Below are 20986 nucleotides of genomic sequence, written 5' to 3'. Positions count from 1 at the left end.
CTCACTTCTTGATGACGGACGTGTGCCCGGCCTTGATCTGCGCGACCGCAGGCGTCCACAGCACGTCGGCGATTTCGCTGAATTCGCGCCACTGCTTCTGCCAGCCGTTACCGCCGTTCGCCGAGGTGAACAGGTGGCCGTACTTGGTACCGGCGACGATCTGCTGCGGGTTGGCCGGGTTGAAAGCGATGGCCCAGACGCAGGAGTTGGGTTGCTGCGACAGCGGCAGCACTTCCCAGGTCGCCGCGGCGTCGCGCGATACCAGCACCTTGCTGGTGGTGCCCGGGGTGCCGTCGGAGATGCTCAGGTACAAGGTGTCTTCGCTGCCCACCGGCGCATTGAGCACGCGCACGTAATACAGGCCGAAGGCTTCGGCGCCGATGATCCCGGTCCAGGTCGCGCCTTCGTCGAAGCTGCGGTACACGGCGTTGACGCACACCACCACGATGACCTTCTTGCCGTGGTTGGGCAGCACAACGATGTTGTGCACATCGGAGTTGTAGTCCCACAGCAGGCGGTCATCGACGCGGGTGAAGGTGTCGCCGCCATCGCGGCTGTGGAACAGGCCGCCCTCTTCCAGGCCGAACCACACCTGGTTACGGTCGGTCGGGTCATAGGCGAAAGCCAGCAGGCGCGGCTTGCTGACGCCCTCGCAGAACTCGGGAATCTCCACCGGCACGCGGTACCAGCTGGCGCCGCCGTCCAGAGTGCGCCACAGCACGGCGCGCGATGGCGCGCCGGTGCCGACGAAGATGCGCTTGGCGTCTTTCGGGTCGACCGCCACTTTCCACACGGTTTCGCCATTGAACGGCGAGTCGACGCGGGTCCACTTGCCGCCGGTGTCATGGCTTACGCACAGGCCGACATCGGTGCCGGCGTAGATCACTTCCGGCGCTTGCGGGCTGACGCTCAACGAGCGGGTGATGGCGTCGAACTCGATGGCCTGGCCGAGGCCCAGACGATGCCAGGTCTTGCCGTCGTCGGCGCTGCGGATCACCGCCTGGCCGACGGTGGCCACCAACAGGGTTCCGTTGCTCATGATTGCCTCCTCAGATGAAGATGCCGCGGGTCAGGCCGCCATCGATACCGATGGACTCGCCGGTAACGGCGGCCGCTTTTGGGGATGCCAGGAAGCCGATCAGCCAGCCCATTTCGATCGGCTGCAGGGTGCGGCGGATCGGCGTGGCATCGATGTAGGCCTGCTCGACCTGCTCAGGGGTTTTGCCCTGCTTGACGCCTTCACGCTCGTACAGCTCGTGGATGTGCGGGGTGTCGACCACGCCAGGGTGAATCAGGTTGACGGTGATCCCCGACGGGCCGAGCTGGTCGGACAGGGTCTTGGTCATGTGGGTGATGGCCAGGTTGCGCATGCCCGACAGCACCTTGCTGCCACGACCGGTGAGGCCACCGATATTGATGATGCGGCCGAAACCAGCGGCCTTCATGTGCGGAGTCACCGCCTTGGCACAGCGGAAGTAGCCGATCACCTTGGTGTTGAGGTCCGACAGCAGCTCGTCGTCGCCGGCGTGCTCGATGTCGTTGCGCACCACGCCGGACGGCGCAGCGGCGCCATTGACCAGGATGTCGATGCGGCCGAAGTGATCCTTGGCCTGTTGCACCATGGTCGACACGGCCTGCATGTCGTTGGTGTCGCAGAACAGCGGCAGCACTTCGTTGCCGGTTTGCGCGGTGATTTCCTCGGCCGCGGCGCGCAGATATTCCATGCGGCGTGCGCAGATCACTACCTTGCAGCCTTCCTCGGAGAGAAAGCGCGCGACTTCTTTGCCGATGCCCATGCCGCCGCCGGTGACGATGGCGACGCGGTCTTTGAGTTGCAGATCCATGATGATTCCTCTTGTTGTCGTGCGGTCAGGCGAGATCGACGTAGACGCTTTTGGTCTCGGTGTAGGCGTCGATCACGTTCTTGCTCATTTCCCGGCCCCAGCCGGATTGCTTGTAGCCACCGAAGGGCGAGGCCGGATCGACCACGTTCCAACAGTTGATCCATACCGAACCGGCCTTGAGCTGCGCGGCTAGGCGATGCGCCGAGCGCAGATCGCGGGTCCACAGGCCAGCGGCCAGGCCGTAGGGCGAGTCGTTGGCGCGCTGGGCCAGTTCGTCGACGTCGTTCCAGCTCATCACCGTGAGCACCGGGCCGAAGATTTCCTCGCGGGCCACACAGGCCTGCTCGGCGCGGTCGAAGAACACCGTGGGCTCGATGAAGTGGCCTTGTTCCAGATGCGCCGGGCGCTTGCCGCCGCAGATCAGCTCGGCACCGTCCTGCACGCCGCGCTGCAGGTAACCGCTCACGGTGTTCAACTGACGCTCGGACACCAGCGGCCCGAGGGTGCTGCGACTGTCCAGACCGGAGCCGATGACGTGGGCGGCGGCGTGCTTGCGCAGCTCCTCGAGCACCTGATCGAGCACCGATTCATGCACGTACAGGCGCGAGGCGGCGGTGCACACCTGGCCCTGGTTGTAGAAAATACCGTCGGCCGCGCCCTTGGCGGCGCGCACGATGTCGGCGTCCGGCAGGATGATGTTCGGCGACTTGCCGCCCAGCTCCAGGGATACCTTCTTCATGTTGCTGGTAGCAGCCTGAGCGATCAGGCGGCCAACGTGGGTCGAGCCGGTGAAGGCGATCTTGTCGACATCGGCGTGCTGGGACAGCGGCGCGCCGGTGCGGGCGCCGAAGCCGGTGAGCAGGTTGACCACGCCAGCGGGAAAGCCCGCCTCTTCGATCAGTTGCACCAGGCGCACGGCCACCAGCGGCGTTTGCTCGGCGGGCTTGAGTACCGCGGTGCAGCCGGTGGCCAGGGCCGGGCCGAGCTTCCACACGCACATGTTCAGCGGGAAGTTCCACGGCACGATCAGCGCACACACGCCCACCGGCTCGCGCAGGGTGTAGTTGAGCATCGGCGCGCCGCTGGCCGGCGACACCGGCAGCGTGCTGCCTTCGATCTTGGTCGGCCAGCCGGCGAAGTAGCGGACGATGTTGGCGGCGCTGGTGGCCTCACCGCGGGCGGCGGCAATGGTCTTGCCGTTCTCCAGGGTGATCAGTTGCGCCAGCTCTTCGCGATGCGCGTCGATCAACTCGGCCAGGCGAAACAGCAGGTAGCCGCGGCGCGCCGGGGTTTCCCAGCGCCACGGGCCTTCGAAGGCGGCACGGGCAGCGGCGACGGCGGCGTCGACATCGGCCTCCTCTCCCTCGGCGACTTCACATAGCTGAGTGGCAGTGGCTGGGTTCTCGACGGCGAAACGCTTGCCACTGGCTGCCTCCACCCACTGACCACCGATCAGCAGGCGCTTGGGTGTGGCAAGGAATTCACGGACAGCAGGTAGCAGTTGAATCTCGCTCATGGCTCACAGCTCCATTTCGATCAGGCAGGGCGCCGCGCTGGCGATGGCATTCGCCAGGGCCTGACGCAATTCAAGGTTGGTGCGCACGGTGCTGGCCGGTACGCCGTAGCCCTTGGCCAGGGCCTTCCAGTCCACCCGCGGGCGATCCAGTTCGGTCAGGGCCAATGCTTGCGGGCCGAAGTCGGTCACGCCGTAACGGCGCAGCTCGTTCTGCAGGATCGCGTAGCGGTGGTTGGCGGCGATCAGAATGATCACCGGCAGCTGCTCACGGGCGATGCTCCACAGGGTCTGGATGGTGTATTGGGCGCTGCCGTCCGACTGCAGGCAGAACACGGTGTTGCCACGCTCGGCCAGGGCCGCACCGAAGCCGGCCGGAATGCCCTGGCCGATGGCGCCGCCGGTGTTGGTCAGCACGCGGTGGCGGGCCGCGCCGGCCGAGGCGGTGAAAAACGGGTAACCGCAGGTGCCGCCCTCGATGGATACGATGCAGTCGTGAGTCAGGGCAGCGGAGAGCACCTTGCCGATCGACTGCGGCGACAGTGCGTCTTCGGCCGGCGGCATCTCGATGCCTTGAGGCACAGGCACATGGGCCGGTGCCTGCAGGGCGTCGGCCACCGCGCTGATCGCGCCGACCACGTCGTCGCCGACCTCGGCCAGGGACAGCAGGCGATCACGCTCGGCCAGCCGCGAGGCGATGCCTTCGTAGCCGAAGTAGCTGATCGGCTCCGGCACACCGGCGCATACCACCAGGTCGTACTGGTCGAGAATCTCGATGGCCACTTCCGGGAAGTACGGCAGGCGGTCGAGATCCGGCAGGCCACCACCACGGTGGCTGACGCGCGGGAAGGTCTCGGCGAACAACCGCACACCCGGCAGGTGAGCCAGGCGGCCAGCGGCCTGAAGCCCTTCAGCCGTGAGGCCGCTGTCGCCGACGATGAACACCAGGCGCTTGCCGGCCTTGAGGGCCGCTACCACCTGCTCGACCTTGTCGCCGGCCAGGCGGCGAACCGGTGCCTGCAGCGGCGCGAAGCGCGCGGCGCCAGCCGACACCTCGTTGGCCTGCAGGTCCATCGGCAGAATCAGGCTGGCGATCTGCCCGCGTGGCTGCCAGGCGGCCTGCACGGCGCTCTGGAAATCCTCACCGACCCGCTCGGCGCTACGTGAGGTACGCACCCAGCCGGACACCGCACCGGCCAGAGCTTCGATGTCGCTGGCCAGAGGTGGATCGTAGTTGACGTGCCAGGAGGCGTGATCACCAATCACGTTGACGATCGGCGTGTTGGCGCGGCGGGCGTTGTGCAGGTTGGCGATGCCGTTGGCGAAGCCTGGGCCGAGGTGGGTCAGGGTCATGGCTGGCTTGCCGGCAATGCGTCCGTAACCGTCAGCGGCGCCGGTGCACACACCCTCGAACAGCGACAGCACAGGCTTGAGCGTCAGCGCAGGATGTTTCGCGATCGCGGCCACCAGGGGAATCTCGGTGGTTCCCGGGTTGGCGAAACAGTATTCGACGCCGCTGGCGGCAGCAGCTTCGATCAGTAATTCGGCACCATTCATTCGTCTGCCCTCGCAGGCTTGCGTTGTTTTTTGAGATTTATTCCATCATTCAAAAAAACCGCCAAGCTATTTTTAATGATTTACTCAAAATACGAGACAAATGAGATTTTTAAGGGTAATTTGACAAGCATTTCTCAGCCTGCGAGATTCTCTGCCCTCACCTGCATCATCTGTGCATGCGGGCAGCGCTCGTCAGGGCCAGTAGTGGGTGCAAACGCAAAGCGGCAGGTAGCGGCCGCACAAGGAGTGACATGAGCAGCTTGAGCAAGACCCTGGGCGTGCTGGACCTGTTCGGCCCCGAGCAACTGCAGGTGGATCCGGAGACCATCGCCGCGCGCATGGGGCTTTCCCGGGCCACGGTGTACCGCTACGTGAAGGACCTCTGCGAGGCGGGCCTGCTGACCCGCGTCGGCGCCGGCAGCTACGGCCTGGGGCCGCGGATCATCGAGTTGGACTGGATGATGCGCCAGTACGACCCGATCCTCAGCGCCGGCCGTGAGCTGATGCACGAGCTGGCCGACAAGACCGGCCTGGCGGTGTTCGCCAGCGTTTTCTACGACGGCCACATCATCAACACCTACATCACCGAATCCCACGATGCCTCGCACTTCGCCTTCGGCCGCGGCCACCCGCTGCCACTCTTTCGCGGTGCGCAGTCCAAGGTGCTGGTGGCCTCGCAAAAGGGCAAACGCCTGCAAAAGCTGCACGAGGAAATTGCCTGCGACCCCGGCAATCCGTACAGCACCTGCAGCTGGTCGGAGTTCGCGCGCATGGCCAAGAAGATCCGCAAGGACGGTTACAGCATCACCCACGACGAACTGAACACCGGACACACCGGTATCGCGGCGCCCATCGTCAGCGTCGATGAGAAGGAAGTGATGGGCAGTATTTCCGCGGTGGGCACCACGGCCAATTTCCGGCTGCTGCGTCAGGAGACGGTGCTCGACATGCTGATCGACACCACCAGGCGCATCGCTCAGAACATCCACGCGCAGCGCTCGATACCGACTGCCTGAGAGGGATGAGGGAAAAGGAAAACCGACTGCCCGCAAGCGGGCAGTCGTGCGACCAAGTGCGTGGAGCAGGTCGCCAAGAGGGTTAGCTGAAACGTCAGAACGGCACAACGACCATCAGCTGACTGTAGACATTGGTTCCATTGCCGCCGACCTGGTTGCCGACCCCATCCTCGGCACTCTTGCCGGGTTTGTAGAGCCCCACCAGCGGCGTGATGATCAGGTGGTCGCTGACCGCCCATTCGGCATACAGATCGAGCTCACGGGCATCACGGTTGATGGTGTCGCGGTCGTGCAACGTGGTGTAGTCGAAGAACAGCGCGCCCAGGGTCAGCCCCTCCACCGGCGTAGCCTTGAGGCCCACGTGATGGATGCCGGTATTGGTGTTCAACGGCCCCGCATAATTGCCTGCCACCTCACCCTGGAACCAGGTGCCATAACCGGTGCTTAGCCCGGTGAACAGCGAATCCCACTCCCCCGAAAAGCGTGTGTAGCGGTAGGTCAGGCTCGGCGCCCAAGGCGCGTTGGCGAAGGTGTAACCGGCCTCGGTGTACCAAGCCTTCTCCACGCCGGTGTCGACGTCCTGCCAGGCGTATTCGAAGGCGAAGTTGGCATTCTCGATGCCGGCACTGCCCTCGCCGCGAATGCTGTAGAGGTTCATATTGTCGCGCTGCGCCTGAATCGGGCTGGCCCAGCGTTTGTTCACATCCAGACCATGAACCCAGGTGAGGCCCAGGGTACCGGTGTCGTTGGTGTAATCCAGGGTCCCGGCGGCCAGTTCGACTTCGGCCTGGGCACGGTTGTCGGATTTGAGCCATACCGCCGAGCCGTGCACGCCCTCCTCGCCGCCCAGACGCAACACCGCCGTGCGGTCGAAGGCATGGCGGGCGGCGATGTAGTAGGCACCGCCACGGTTCAGGGCACCGTCAGCCGGCCCCTTGCCCAGGTTGGTGCCATCGTCGTTGATCAGGAAACCACGCCCCAGCTTGACCACCTGACGGCCGGCGGAAAAGTCCACGCCATCCTTGCCGAGCGCCGGGAACAGATCCCCCGAGCGCCAGCCCAGGTAGGCTTCTTCGATCTTGGTGGTGCGCTCGCTACCGTCGGTCAGCCCGGCCGGGTCGCCATCGCCCCAGGTCGCCGAGCTCACCAGATTGAAGGCACCGTAGGCAGTGCCGGCGGCGCCGAGGCCCTGATCACCGCTCACACCGTACTTGATGAAGCCTTCACGCCAGGTCGAACCGCCGCTGGTGCCATCGTAGTTCTTGCGGCTGTTGATCATGCCGAATACAGCGAGCACATCGGCGTTGAGATGGCTGTCATCGTCGCTGTACAGCTCATAAGCGCCTGCTGGTGTAGTCAGACCGATGGCCAGGCTCAGGGCCAGGCCGCCACTGGAAAGGCGTGTTGCCGCTTTGCGATATTCCATGGTGATGCTCCTTTCACGTCCATTTATCGTTGTTGCCGCCACCGGCGAATCGCAATACAGCGATTGGGCCACCTTCGCCCGCCGGAGACTGTTGCGGATAGATTGGGTTGCTCGCTCATGACCCCGTCGGCAGCACTGCTGTAAGGCGGGGTTGGCGCAGAGAGAAGGAAAATGGCTTACAGCTTGTGGCTACCCAGCTTGGCGAAGCATTCCGGCGACTTGCGACGCAGGCGCATGGCCAACAGCACACCACCGATCAGGGCCGCGGGGATGACCGCGCAAAGCGCATAGGAGATCGCCTTGCTGGAGCCGGTCAGCACGTCGAAATGGATGACTGCGATGACCAGAACAATGCCCAAGGCCGCACAGGAGAACGCTGGCAGGATCAGACGGCGCAGCAGACCCAGCTTCAGTTGCGGATTGCGCTTGAAGTACATCAGCACCGCGGCCGAGGTCAGCGCCATGAGCAGCAGCAGGCACAGCGTGGCCAGGCTGGAGAACCAGGCGAACAGCTGCAGGATCGGATCGGCTTCCATCACCGCGAAAATCAGCACCACCACGGCAGCGATCAGGCTCTGCAGGGCCGACCCCATGTGCGGGCTCTGGTGAATGCGGTGCGTCAGGCCCAGCGACTTGGGCAGCAGGCCGTCACGGCCGATGGCGTAGAAGTAGCGCGCCGCCGAATTGTGAAACGCCAGCAGGCCGGCATAGATGCTCACCACGAACAGCACGCGGATCACCTGGGTCAGATGGGCACCGACGTAATGATCGGACAGTCCATAGATGAAGGTGGTCGGGTCGGTCAGCGCCTGCAGGGTCGGCACGATCTTGTCGGTGCCCACGCCAATGACCATGGACCAGATCGAGATGGCGTAGAAGCAACCAATCAGCAGCACCGACACATAGGTGGCGATAGGGATGGCGCGTTGCGGGTTCTTCGCCTCCTCACCATAAATGGTGGTTGCCTCAAAGCCGATGAACGCTGCGAAGCAGAACAGCAGACCGATCGACGGATTGCCGCTGAACACGTGCTCGGCCTTGAAGGAGTCGAAATTCACCCCGCTGTCGCCACCGCTGCGCAGGATGGCGATGTCCAGCACCAGGATGGCCAGGTACTCGGCAACCACGATCAGTGACAACACCCGCGCTGACAGATCGATGTTGCGGTAGCCGAGAATGGCCACGCTGACCATGGCCATCAGCGAGTACGACCACCAGGGCAGGTCAATGGCGAACACGCTGGACATGGTGCCAGCCATCACACCGCCAAACATGCCATACAGACCAACCTGCAGGATGTTGTAGGCGAACATCGCCAGCATCCCCGCCGCCCCGCCCGCCAGCCCACCCAAGCCGCGCGAGGAGAAGGCATAGAAGCCGCCGGCATTGGTGACGTGCCGCGCCATGGTGGTGTAACCCACCGCGAACGCGAGCAGCACCAGCAGGGCGATCACCAGCAGCGCCGGCGTACCGGCACCGCTACCCAGCATGATGCCGATCGGGAAGCCGCCGGCCAGTACGCTCAGGGGGCTGGCCGCCGACACCACGAAAAAGATGATGAAACCAACGCTCAGGGCACCGCGCCGCAGCTCGTTCGAGCCTGCAGGCACACTCGTGGATACGCTCATTCTCTTGACCTTATTTTATGAGGCAGTTTGCAAGGGTCGGAAGAAGGCGACGCGCCCTCCTGGCCGACCGGAACGCAATTGTTATTGGCTGTCGAAAGTGATCCTAGGCCCTTCCCCCAAGTGGCGTTATCCCATATTGGCAGCCAAAAAAACCCTGTTTCCAAGATGGTTCACACCTGTGCGCGGGTATCTGTCCCCCTTGCCAATTCGGGATAACGTCGGCCTGCTGGCCGCCCCTATCATCGCGACAAGACCGGATCGGCAGCAGCCTCATCTCGCCCTGCCCGTCACGACAAGAAGAATAAGAATGCAGCTAAGGGCTTCACCATGATCCGAGGCAGCAGATCAGCACCTTCGATGCCAATGAACGCGATCTGCACCGGATCGAGCCCCGCACCGATAACCTCGTTCTCGCCCCCGGCAACGATTGCGGTAGGTCTCGTTCCGGCATGCCCAATGCCCTCGTCAGCCTTTGCGGCTCCTTGCCCCAAACACCCCGCCTCATCCGAGTGCCCTTGAGCCAAGGAGCGACGCCATGAAAGCCCTGGTCTGCCTGATAACCCTACTCGCCTGCAACAGCGTGCACGCCCAACAAGTACTGCGTTTCCTGAGCTGGCAGGACTACTTCGACCCTGCAGTGATCGAGGACTTTCAACGCAGCACCGGCGTACGCGTGGAGTATCAAGGGTTCACTACCAGCGAGGAGCTGATGCAGGCGATGCAGTCAGGCACGGCCTATGACCTCATCGTGCCGTCGCATTTCATGCTCAAGGAGCTGGTCGCTGGCGGCAAGCTGGCGCCGCTGGATACCAGTCGCCTGGTCCACTACAAACAGCTCGATCCCTGGCTGCTGTCGATGCTGGCCGGCCAGCCAGCGGCCAAGGAACATGCGGTGCCTTACCTGTGGGGTTCGGTTGGCATGGTGGTGAACGCCACTCTGGCCCAGGCCGCCTACGGGACGCCATTGCCGACGAGCTGGAGCCTGCTGTTCGAGCCCCCGCAGGTGTCGCGCCTGCTCAGCTGTGGCGTTGGCTTGATCGATGCCCCTCAGGAAGTGGCCTCGCTGATGCTCAACTACAAGGGTCGTAATCCGACGGTCAGCAGCCCGCGCCAAATCGCCAAGGCACTGCAACCCCTGGAACCCCTGATGCCCAAGTTCGCCGAACTGAACAACTGGGCGTACATCGATGCCTTGGCGCAAGGCAAACTGTGCCTGGCCATGAGCTGGAGCGGCCATGCCCTGCGGGCGATCGAAAGAAATTCGGCGCTGAGCTATGTGATTCCCGATGAGGGCGCCGCGATGTACATCGATACCCTGGCCATCCCTGCCAATGCGCCCAACCCGGAGTTGGCCTACCGCTTCATCGACTTTCTGATCACCCCGCAAAACGCCATTCGCAATGCCCAGGCCACGCATTTCTACCCGCCGCTGCCAAGTGACTCACCTGCCATGCTGCAGTTCGCAGCCGATTATCCACTGCAGGTGATGAACGCTAAGCAACGGCGCGCCAGCTACCTGCTGGAGTCCTTGAGCGCCGCCCAGAAATCAGCACTGGACAGCACCTGGCAGAAACTTCGGGCAAGCAGCCCTTAGAAACATGGCGGTCACCGCCGAGTCGACTAGTGTCTATATGACAGCTAGCGAAGCGCTCAACGGTGCAGCATTTTCAAGGGTACCCGCTCATGAAAAGAACCGCCGCGCCGATACCCCGAAAGACCCCACTCGTGCCTGCTCAGCAGCGCTGAGCAACCGCGTACTTCAGAGATAGCGCCATGTTCAACTCGATGTCGATTCGGCTGAAAATCGTTTTGCTCTCCGGGCTTTGCCTGCTTGGTGTGATCGCCCTGATCGTGGGGATGAACCTTTATCAAAGCAGCCAGAACAACCAACTGACCAGCACCTCCAGCCGCCAGATGTTGACTGACAGCGTCGAAAATCTGCTCGAAGCCCGGGCCGCCGAACAATCGGTCAGGCTGCAGCGCACCTTCAGCGAAACCCTGGTGGTGGCCACCAGTCTGGCCGATGAAGTACATGACCTGCGCACCCTGGCCACCAAGGTCGACATGCCGACCAGCGACCTGCGCGAAGCGATCAACCAGAGCATCAAGACCACTTTCGAGCGCAATACCAAGGTATTGGGCGTCTGGCTGGTATTCGAGCCCAATGCCCTGGATGGTCGCGACGGTGAGTTCGTCAACGACAGCGCTCGCGGCTCCAATGAAACCGGCCGCTTCTCCAGTGCCTGGACGCGTAGTACGCCGCAGCCGATGAACATCATGATCACCGAAGCCGACATCAACAAAACCGAGCTGAGCATCAGCGGCACACCCTACAACGCCTGGTACACCTGCCCCCGCGAGCGCAGGACCGCCTGCCTGCTGGAACCCTACGCCGACACCCTTGAAGGCAAGCGCCTGCTGATGACTTCACTGACCATCCCGGTGATGGACGGTGACAAGGTCGTTGCCACGCTGGGCGTCGATCTGGAGCTGGCCTCGCTGCAGGCGGCGGCCAGGGAAGCCCAGCACGGGCTGTTCGACGACGCCGGCCGGGTGCTGATCGTCTCCCCCAGCGGCACCCTGGCCGCCTACAGCACCGACGATAGCCAGATCGGCAAGAGTATCGAAGAAGCCCAGGGCGACGAAGGCAAGAAGATTCTCGCGGCGGTGGGCAACAGCGCGCCGAGCACCCTCGAGCAAGGCGATTTCATATACGCTGTCTACCCGGTCAGCCCCATCGCCAATGCCAAACCCTGGGGCGTGTCCATCGGTCTGCCCGAAAAGGTGTTGCTGGCCGACGCGGTGAAACTGCAGGGCCTGCTCGACCAAGCCCAGACCAGCGGCACCATCAAGGCACTGAGCGTGGCGCTGATTGCCGGCCTGGTGGGTCTGATCCTGATCTGGCTGACCGCCTCAGGCGTGACCCGGCCGATCAACGCCGTGGCCCATATGCTCGAGGACATCGCCAGCGGTGAAGGCGACCTGACCCAGCGCCTGCGCTACAACAAGCGCGATGAGCTGGGCGAGCTGGCCAGCTGGTTCAACCGCTTTCTCGACAAGCTGCAGCCGACCATCGCGCAGATCAAGCAGAGCATCACCGAGGCGCGTGCCACCGCCGATCAGTCCTCCCACATCGCCAGCCAGACCAGCGACGGCATGCAGATACAGTTCCGTGAGGTCGATCAGGTCGCCACTGCCTCCAACGAAATGAGCGCCACCGCTCAGGAAGTGGCCAGCAGCGCCTCCAACGCCGCCGAAGCGGCCCGCGGCGCCGATGAATCGGCCCAGCAGAGCCGCACCATCATCGAGCGCAGCAGCCAGGACATCCGTACCCTGGCCGATGAAATCAGCAAGGCGGTGACCGAAGTCGAAGCCCTGGCGGTCAACAGCGAACAGATCGGCTCGGTACTTGAAGTGATCCGCAGTATCGCCGAGCAGACCAACCTGCTGGCCCTCAACGCCGCCATCGAAGCAGCCCGAGCAGGCGACAGCGGCCGCGGCTTCGCGGTAGTCGCCGACGAAGTACGCAACCTGGCCCGCCGTACCCAGGATTCGGTCGAAGAAATCCGCCAGGTCATCGAGCGCATCCAGGGCGCGACCCGCGGCGTGGTGACCACCATGCACACCAGCCACCAGCATGCGCAGGCCAACGTCGAGCAGATCCAGAACGCCGCCCAGACCCTGGGCCGGATCAGCGATGCTGTGTCTGTGATCAGCGACATGAACCTGCAGATCGCCAGCGCAGCCGAAGAGCAGAGCGCCGTGGCCGAAGAAGTGAACCGCAACGTCGCCGCCATCCGCACCGTAACCGAAACCCTGACCGAACAAGCCACCGAGTCGGCGAAAGTCAGCAGCCAACTCAACAGCCTGGCCAACCAGCAGATGAAACTGATGGATCAGTTCAAGGTGTAAGCACTCTGGCGGCAACAGACTAAAACTAAAGCGCCTGGACACTAATGCCCAGGCGCTTTTTTATGCCTTAGACCCTCGCTGCTCAGCGCTGCCCCTGCCTGATGCTGGTGCCGCCAGCTGACTGAATATTGACCTTGGTGGCTTCACGGCTGCTGCCCACCTCGAGCTCCAGCCCTGAGGCACCGATCGGTCCATCGTCGTCCTCGCCGGCATCCTCTGCCGGTTTTTTCGCAGCACCTTTGGAGGCCCCCTCGCTAGCTGGCTTGGCCGGCTCCGAGCTGCTGCTACCGCTGACCGAGGTTTCCGCCCGAACGGCGAAGTTCGACGAGGTGCTGACGGCCTCCTGCAGGTTGACCTTGCCCCCGGCACTGATGTCGGTCTGCGCCCCTGACTCGATCTGCGTTCCCACCAGCGTGGTATTACCGCCACTGCTGATGCTCACGCCCTGCCCGCCGCTGATGCTGCCAACCCGCGCGGTAGAACTCGATGCCGTGCCGTAGCCGACACCGAGCCCCAGCTCACCTTCGTTTTCCTTGCCACCGGTGTCGGTCTTGCTCGACGACGCGCTGACGCCGACGGAAAGGTCGAGGGACGAGCTGTTGGCGGTGTCACGCGCCTCGTTGAACGTCACGTTGCCGCCGGAGTCGATGCTGGTCTTGCCACCAGCCGATAGTTCAGTGCCGGTGAACGTGGCATCGCCGCGGGTGCGGATGGTCAGGTTGCCTCCGCTCTGGATGCTGCCGGTGCGCGCGGTCGAAGCGCTCTCGGAACTCTTGGCCATGTCATAGCCTGCGTCGAGACTGGCGTCGTTTCCGGCGATGGCGACCTTGGCCTCGACATTGATGTCGTGACTGCTGCCCTTGGCGCTGGAGGTGTCCTTCGCCGCCTGGTAATCGAGCGAACCGGCGTCGATGGTGGTGTCGCCACCCGACTCGAACTGGGTACCGACCAGGGTCGTCTGCTCCTTCGACGTCGAGCTGATGTCGCCACCGGCCTTGAAGCGGCTGGTGACCGCCGTACTCTGCTGCTCGCTCTCGCTGGAAATGGAGCCCTGGTACGACGCCTTGACCCCAACCCCGGCGCTGGCATCGGCGCCCCCGCTGGCACTGGCGTTGGCTTCCGCGCCGGCATACACGCCAACGCGGGCGTCATGGCTCTGGGCATCGCTGCTCGACCAGCTGGAATCGGAGACCGCCTCGTCGCGGATCACCCGCGCCGACTGGGTGATGTTGCCCGCCGCCTCCACCTGGGTGCCCTGATCGACGATGGTGTCCTGTGCCTGGCGGGTGAAGTTGCCGCCGGACTTGAAGCTGTTGGTCACCTGGGTGATCGAGCCCTCGCTGTTCTTCTCCGATTCGTAGGCATAGCGCAGGCCGGCACTGGCCTCGGCCGAGGCACTGGCTGACGCATCGCCCTGCCCCTGGGAATTGCCATTGGCACTGGCCTGGGCCGATGCGCCGGTGCCCAGATAGACGCCGGCCGTATGGGTTTCGGCCGAGCTGCTGGAGCGGCTGACATCCTGGGCCGCGACATTCCTGATGTCCTTGGCCTGGAGGTTCATGTCGCCACCAGACTCCACATTGGCGCCCTGGAAGGTCGCGGTATCCTTGGCGGTCACGCTCATGTTGCCGCCGGATTTGAGGGTCGAGGACGAGTTAGTCAGGCTATAGCTGGACTCCTGCGAATGCTCGTGGCGCACCCCCGCCGTCGTGGTCGACCCGGCATCCGCACCGGCTTGCGCCTGGCCGCTGGCCACGCCGCCGCCACTCACACCTGCCGAGGCCGACGCACCCGCCTTGGCTTCGGCATCGTTGTAGATACCAACGGAGGTCGTGGTGGTTTCGCTCTCGCGCCATTCCTCGTTGCGCCCGGTCAGTACCTGAACGTCCTTGGCATCGATCGCCAGGTCACCACCGGCCTCCACGTTCGAGCCCTGCACGGTAACCGTGCCGTCGCTCTTCATGCCCAGGTTGCCGCCGACCTTCAGGTTCGAGGCGACACTGGTGTTCTTGCCCTCCTTGGTAGTGGTGACGCTGGTTTCCGCCAGCTTGAGGTTGGCCGACGCCTTGGCGCTGGCTTCGGCAGAAGCCTCCGACTGCAGGCCGACGGCACTGGCCTGGGCCTTGGCTTCGGCGCCGCTGGAGCTGTCTACCTTGAGGAAGGTGGTGGTCTCGACACGCGTACTGGTGCGCTTTTCGTCCAGGCCATCGAGAATGGCGATGCCCTCCTTGCCTTCGAGGTTGGCGTCACCGCCGATGTTGGCATCCGAGCCCTGCAGAACGATGGCCTTGTCCGACTTGACGTTGGCATTGCCGCCGACATTCAGGGTCGAGCCTTTGTTGGTGCCGGTGAAATCGTTCACCGTGGTTTTCTGGCTACCGTAGAGACCGCCGCCGACACCGACACCCGATGTGCTGGTTTGGGTTTCCACGGTCTCCTTGTCCTGCCGGGCCACGACCTTGAAGCTGCCGCCGGTCTGCGCGTCTAGGTTGCCGCCAATATCAGCGTTACTGCCGGCGATAGTGGTATCACCACCACTCTTGACCGTCAGGTTGCCGCCAGTGGACAGATTCGAACCGAGGTTCTTCTCGGTGCTGACCGACGTGCGTGTGCTGCTGCCGCCCAGGAAGCCGCCGCGTTCGGTGTAGCTAGTGGCCGTGTTCTTGTCGACGATGGTGTCGAAGGTCACGTCGCCGCCTGCAGCGATGGAGGCGTCGCCACCTGCCTTGACGTCGGCACCGAGCACGGTCACGTCCTTGGCCGCATCCAAACTCAGGTTGTTGTTCGACTCGATCGTACCGGTCTTGCCGATAGCCGTCGTATAGGTCGTGCCATCGCCCTGCCCGACCGCCAGGGTTTCATTGCGGATGCTGCCTTCGGTCGAGGTCAGGCTGACGTTGCCACCTTTGATGGTGCCACTGGTGTTGGTGATGTCACCGGTGGTCTTCACGCTCAGCGAATCACGCCCTTCGATGGTACCGCCAGTGTTCTTCAGACCGCCGCCGGCGATATCCAGATTGTCCGCGGCGATCACCGCACCGCTGGCGATGGCGGCAACGGTGGAGGCTGCCAGGTAGACCCGAGGCACGAGCACTTTCTGCCCCTGGACCTCGGTTTCTTCCATCCAGACGATATCCTGGGTCAGGTTCGCCGCCTGTTCGGCAGTCAATGGCTTGCCAAACTGCAGGCCTTGCTTCTGGCCTTCCCCATAGGCCTGATCCATCAGGCGCTGCATCTGATCGACCTCATTGGCGTAGCCGTTGATGACGTTACTGCCGGTCTTCTGGATCAATTGCTGACGAATCAGGTAGGCCTCGTAATTGGCGTCACCCAGGCGCTTTTGTACGTCGTCCGGGTTGAAGCCATAACGCTTGGCCAAGTAGTCCGAGCCAACGAAGTTTGAGCCGACCCCATAATTGGGGTTGGTCTCGACCAGGTATTTGCTATTCGGGTTCTTGCTGGTGACGAAGTCGCCATTGGGGTTGCTCGGTAAATTGATGGTCGATGCGCCACCGGCCGGACCGTTGGCCGAGCCAGTGACCAGCGTGGTCTGGGCCACCCGCGCCTGATCGTCTGGCCACGGTGAGCCATCGTTGACCAGGGTGCCTGTACCAATGATGCTCAGGTTGGTGGCAAAGATGCCGGCGCCGCTGCGCCCGATAACGCTGGCATCGCGGAAAACGCCGCCCTGTATAGCCATTTCCCTGGCCTCGTCACCCAATACCGAAGGAAAGCCGCCCCCCGAGAGGTGCCGGGTTTTGGTCCAGCCGGCGCCCGGGCTCCACTCGTCCCAGTTGTAGTCGTCGTCATCCGGGCTGTTGGGCAGGTCATCATCACGGCCCGAACAATTGGCAGGCGCACCGTTATAGCAGTAGACAGTGGAATCCGTGCGCGCCCAGGCGATGAAGTCATCATCACCGCTCGACTCGTCATCGATACGAATCCAGCGCAGGGTTTTCTCGTAGTGGTAAAGCGCCAACTCCTGGTTGGTAAAGGTGCCGGTACCGGTGATCTCGACATTGGATGCGGATATCACACCAACCCGGTTCAGGCCGCTGGAACCATAGTCGAGCGTCAGTTTGCTACCGGCACCGTAGGCAATGATCTGCGCTTTCTGCAGGTTCTGCAGCTCGCTCAGCGTCAGGCCCACCAACTGCTCGTCAAAACTATACTTCTCGTCGTAGAGCCAGGCGTTCATGCCTTTGTCGAACGAACCTTCGTTGGCGATCTTGTCCTCGCTGATCACACCGCCGTAAGCAACCGCACCGTCGCGCTTGGTCAAGGTGCCGCCACTCCACAGTGTCTCGTTGACGAATGACTGGGTGGTCTTGATGTAGGCATCACCGAAGCTGACGATGCCGCCGTTATTGACGAGACGGGCACTCCGGATATCGAGCTTGTTGGCTGCGCTCAGCGTACCGCTGGCGTAGTTGCTCAACTGACCACCAGCCTGCAGATTCAGATGCTCGGCGGCATAAAGAGCGCCGTGGTTGTCGATGTTGGTGTTGGCTTTCAGGCTCAACTCATTGAGCGAGGACATGCCCGCAGTGCTGCTGTTGCCGATCGAAGCAGCCTCGACCGCTAACGAGCCATTGGCATGCAACAGGTTGCTGTTGCTTAGCGTCGTGCCGGCGTTGACCTTGCCGCCGGCCGAGCCACTGACCTTGCCGGCGTTGTCGATCGAGCGAGCCGCCTTCAGCTCGTAGTCGCCCGTACTCTTGATGGTGGTAGCGCTGCCAACGGACAACGCAGCGGCCGAATCCAGTTTCAGCGCGCCCGTGCTCTGTACGTTGGAATCCGTCAGCTTGAGATCGCCACTGGTGGTGCGCAGCGTCAGGGCTTTGCTCGCTGCCTGGCCATCGGCGCCACTGTAGAGGTTGCCGGTGTTGGTCACCGTCAGGCTACCGGCCTGCACCGACAGGTCGTTGCCCGCCCCCCAGGTAGTTCCCGCCAGGGTGGTTGCCCCTTGAGTCTGAATCCTGGTGTCACGTCCGGCATAGCGCTTCTTGCCGGTGCTGCTGGTATCACTCAGGGCGGCGGCGGTCACGTTGAGGTCACGGTTCGCGGTCAGGGTCGCCTCATCGAGCCTGGTCGCGCCACTGCTGGCGCTCAGCGCCAGGTCACGCTTGGCACTCAACTGGGTATTCGCACCTTCGACGACGATGGCGTCACCGCTGGTCGAGCTGCTCAGAGCCAGATCACGTTCGGCACTGAGGCGGGTGTTGATCTCGATCTTGCCTGAAGCGCTAAGCGTGAAGTCATCTCCAGTCGCCGCCGCTTCGCCGCGCATGCGCACGCCAACGCCGCCCTCGGTCGCGAGAATCTTGATGCGGTTGGCGTACATGCCGCCCAGTGCCGTGGAGTCGATGGCATACAGCGGCGTGTCACCGCTGGGCGCGCGTGCCGTGGTCTCGCGGTTGGCGTAGCCATAGTCGTTGGCGCCGGCCACCAGCGCGACATCCTGGCCGTTGAGCTGGCCGTCGATCTTCACCGAACGCGCCACCAGATCGAGCACCTTCTGGTTCTTGGCGTCGATACCGTTGCCTTCCACCAGGATGTCACCCTGGTTGACGGTGAAGCCGGCTACCCGGCCGTCGGCACCGATGGTCGGTACGCCCGTGGTCAGCGTGGCCCGATCACTGTTGATGAAGCCGCACCCCGAACAGGTAATGCCATAGGGGTTGGCGACGATCACGTCGGCCTTGCCGCCCACCACCTCGGTGTAGCCGCGCAAAGAGGAGCGGTTGGGCGCCACCACTTCGTTGAGGATCACCCGGGCTTCGTTGGTCAGGTTGACGTTGGGCACGATCTGCCCGCCCAGCTGCGACTGCAACGCACCGGCGCGGGTGAATGCCGAGTTGTTATTGAGGATCTGCCCGCTGGGGTCGACGTTGTATTGGATGTAGCGGTTGTGGGAGACGCCGGCACCGTTGGCTGTGGCAATATCGATCACCTGCACGCCGTTGGGGGCGTTGAATACCGCGGTATTGCCGCTGGCCACTTCGACTCCCGCCGCCCAGGCCGTGTTGGCGGCCAGCGCAGCGCAGATCGACGTCAGCCAGAAGAGCCCTGGGCGGCTGCCGACCGCAAGCGCCCCGCGGCCACCTTGCCTGCCACGCGCGCTTACCTGCTCGGAAACGACGACGAAGGCATGGCGGGAAAAGCTCCAGATGATCCGGAATACATGGTTCATGGTGATTTCCCTCAGATGGCCAGGCTGATGTTGAAGAAGGTCGAATCGCCGCGGGCGTCGTCATCCATGAAGCCCGGCGAGCTCAGCGGATGCGAATGCAGCAGGTCTAGGCTGAGCGGGCCCAGGTAAACGCCGATGCCGACCGAGACACTGCTCAGCTCACCCTCGGGCACGTCCGCCACACGGTTCCAGACCCGGCCGTAATCGGCGCCCAGATATGGCCGCAGGGTCAGCGTCTGGCTGCCGAGCAGGGCCACGGGCTTTATCCAGCTCAGGTCGTTGCGCAGGTAATGGCCGTGGTCGCCGCTGAGTGGCGTTTCGGCGAAGCCGCGTACGGTGAAGGGGCTGCCGATGGACATCTGTTCGGAGCCGTAGAGGGTGTCCAACGCGTGCTGACCAGAGAAGGCGCTGTTCAACGACAGGTTCTCACCAGCGACCTGAAACGGCCGGTAGAAGCTCACGCCGTACTTCAACTTGGTGAACTGCGCGCGCGGCGCCCAGTCCGGCAGATTGTCGGCATCCTCGAGGGCATTGAACCAGGTCAGACCCCGTGCGACGCCGGCATCCAGGGTCAGGGCGCCGCCCAGCACCCGGGTGGTGAAGGACGAGTCTAGATCGAGCACGGTCAGGCTGCGGCTGCTGACTTCCAGCAGGACGCCTTCCAGATAGTTCTCGTTCTTTTTCTTGGTCAGGCTGCCGGACAGCGTCCACATCGAGTCCTGCCCACGCCAGGCGACGTGATCCAGACGGGCCGAGTAGTTCTTGGAATTGCCGTAGGTTTCCAGCTCGGCGCCGCTGGGCGCGTCGAGGATGCTGGCGTACTCGGAGGTCGACGCACCGAGGCTCAAGGTGCTGTAGCCGAACGGCACCACATACGACAGGTTGCTCAGGTAGGACGAATGACGCCCCGTGTCGTAGGGCTGCGAGCGCCGGTGGGTAAAGCTGACGAAATCGTTGAGGCCGAACGGGTTGTCCAGCGCCAGGTTGGCGCCCAGCTGGTTCTGCCCGGTGGCCTTCTGGCCGTAATTGTCGTAGGTGGCGCCCAGGTGCAGGCGACGCGATGGCGCATTGCGAAAGGTCACCACGCTGTCGCCGGGCGCCTGACCGGGCGCGATGTCCATGGTGGCGCTGTTCGAGCGCAGGCGGTTGATCTGGTCCAGCGCCTGTTCGAGATCACGCAGGTCCAGAGGGCGATCGAGCATCCCAGGGGTCAGGTTGGGCAACCACAGCGAGCCCTGCCCACCATCCTCGACCACGATGCTTTTCAGGCGGCCCTCTTCCACCTGGATCAGCAGCGTGCCCTGGCTCAGATCCTGCGCCGGCAGATAGGCCCGTGCCGCCACGTAGCCCTTGTCGATGTAGGCATTGGTCAAGGCGCCGAGAATCCGCTCGATTTCCGCAACGCCCAGGCACTGCCCCTGATAGGGCGCCAGCAAGTCGTCCAACTGACCCTGGCGCAGCAGCGTGACACCGGAAACGCTGATGTTTTCAATCTGCCGACAGTTCGTCGACACCCGTTCGGATAACGGGCGCGGGGCCACTTGCAGACGTGTCGGTGGCGCATCCGAGCGAATGTCCTCCTGGCGCTGGCGCTCGATCAACTCGCGCTGCTGGCTTTGCAATTGCTCGGCCTGGCGCGCCGCTGCCTCGATGTCACCGGGCGTCTGGGCATGGCTCAGGCCCGACGCGGCGCCCAACACGAGCATTACGACGGCATGGGAGAAGTGGCTGTGCGGGCGGCTCGCACGACGCTGCGCAGGGGCGGTTGAACGCATAGTTGATCGCTCGATGGAAATGAGGGCAGAGGCTGGTCCGAGCCACACAAGCGTGGCGGCTCACCGTCTTTTTCTGGCTATATCGGTGAGCGCGGCCCGGCGCCTTGGCAGGCACGCGGAGC

Annotated in this window: 11 protein-coding genes and 1 pseudogene; 4 read left to right on the top strand and 8 right to left on the bottom strand. The window is 63.5% G+C overall.

Features of this window, described 5'->3' with window-relative positions:
• Nucleotide 1: 1 nt before the first annotated feature.
• From PVA39_RS19660 to PVA39_RS19645, 4 genes are read right to left on the bottom strand one after another with little or no spacing between them, the layout of a single operon-like run.
• A complete protein-coding gene (locus tag PVA39_RS19660; protein WP_274125473.1) occupies nucleotides 2-1039 on the bottom strand; it encodes a WD40/YVTN/BNR-like repeat-containing protein in 1038 nt (345 codons plus the stop codon).
• 10 nt (nucleotides 1040-1049) lie between these two features.
• Nucleotides 1050-1844: an SDR family NAD(P)-dependent oxidoreductase gene (locus PVA39_RS19655; protein WP_027910200.1), complete on the bottom strand. Its 795-nt coding sequence runs from the start codon at nucleotides 1842-1844 to the stop codon at nucleotides 1050-1052.
• A 25-nt stretch (nucleotides 1845-1869) separates the two neighbouring features.
• Nucleotides 1870-3360, bottom strand: a complete 1491-nt coding sequence (locus PVA39_RS19650; RefSeq protein WP_274125472.1) for an aldehyde dehydrogenase family protein — start codon at nucleotides 3358-3360, stop codon at nucleotides 1870-1872.
• A 3-nt stretch (nucleotides 3361-3363) separates the two neighbouring features.
• Entirely contained in the window at nucleotides 3364-4914 is a 1551-nt protein-coding gene (locus PVA39_RS19645) for an acetolactate synthase large subunit (RefSeq protein WP_274125471.1), read from the bottom strand.
• A gap of 251 nt (nucleotides 4915-5165) precedes the next feature.
• Here PVA39_RS19645 and PVA39_RS19640 point away from each other — a divergent pair, with 251 nt between their 5' ends.
• Nucleotides 5166-5930, top strand: a complete 765-nt coding sequence (locus PVA39_RS19640) for an IclR family transcriptional regulator (protein ID WP_274125470.1) — start codon at nucleotides 5166-5168, stop codon at nucleotides 5928-5930.
• A gap of 94 nt (nucleotides 5931-6024) precedes the next feature.
• Here the strand turns inward: PVA39_RS19640 and PVA39_RS19635 are convergent, their stop codons facing one another.
• Both PVA39_RS19635 and PVA39_RS19630 read right to left on the bottom strand, forming a co-directional pair.
• Nucleotides 6025-7356: an alginate export family protein gene (locus tag PVA39_RS19635; RefSeq protein ID WP_274125469.1), complete on the bottom strand. Its 1332-nt coding sequence runs from the start codon at nucleotides 7354-7356 to the stop codon at nucleotides 6025-6027.
• A gap of 176 nt (nucleotides 7357-7532) precedes the next feature.
• Complete coding sequence (locus PVA39_RS19630; protein WP_147175097.1) at nucleotides 7533-8984, bottom strand: APC family permease; 1452 nt, start codon at nucleotides 8982-8984, stop codon at nucleotides 7533-7535.
• Between the two features lie 535 nt (nucleotides 8985-9519).
• On the opposite strand from PVA39_RS19630, the gene PVA39_RS19625 reads away from it, so the two are divergent.
• From PVA39_RS19625 to PVA39_RS23560, 3 genes and pseudogenes are all read left to right on the top strand, one after another.
• Nucleotides 9520-10578: an extracellular solute-binding protein gene (locus PVA39_RS19625; protein ID WP_274125468.1), complete on the top strand. Its 1059-nt coding sequence runs from the start codon at nucleotides 9520-9522 to the stop codon at nucleotides 10576-10578.
• A gap of 179 nt (nucleotides 10579-10757) precedes the next feature.
• Nucleotides 10758-12038: pseudogene (locus PVA39_RS23565) on the top strand (HAMP domain-containing protein); the annotation flags it as partial.
• Between the two features lie 102 nt (nucleotides 12039-12140).
• Nucleotides 12141-12896, top strand: coding sequence for a methyl-accepting chemotaxis protein (locus PVA39_RS23560; protein WP_443200990.1), 756 nt, complete (start codon nucleotides 12141-12143; stop codon nucleotides 12894-12896).
• Nucleotides 12897-12978: 82 nt separating this feature from the next.
• Here PVA39_RS23560 and PVA39_RS19615 read toward each other — a convergent pair whose 3' ends face one another.
• The gene (locus tag PVA39_RS19615; RefSeq protein ID WP_274125466.1) at nucleotides 12979-19089 is read right to left on the bottom strand and encodes a hemagglutinin repeat-containing protein; all 6111 of its coding nucleotides are present in this window, start codon (nucleotides 19087-19089) and stop codon (nucleotides 12979-12981) included.
• 11 nt (nucleotides 19090-19100) lie between these two features.
• Complete coding sequence (locus tag PVA39_RS19610; protein WP_274125465.1) at nucleotides 19101-20864, bottom strand: ShlB/FhaC/HecB family hemolysin secretion/activation protein; 1764 nt, start codon at nucleotides 20862-20864, stop codon at nucleotides 19101-19103.
• Nucleotides 20865-20986 lie beyond the last annotated feature (122 nt).

Origin of the sequence: Pseudomonas sp. CNPSo 3701 (genome assembly GCF_028674975.1) — a bacterium.
Classification (GTDB): domain Bacteria; phylum Pseudomonadota; class Gammaproteobacteria; order Pseudomonadales; family Pseudomonadaceae; genus Aquipseudomonas; species Aquipseudomonas straminea.
Note: the sequence above shows the minus strand (reverse complement) of the source record. Positions and strands in the feature narration are given on the sequence as shown.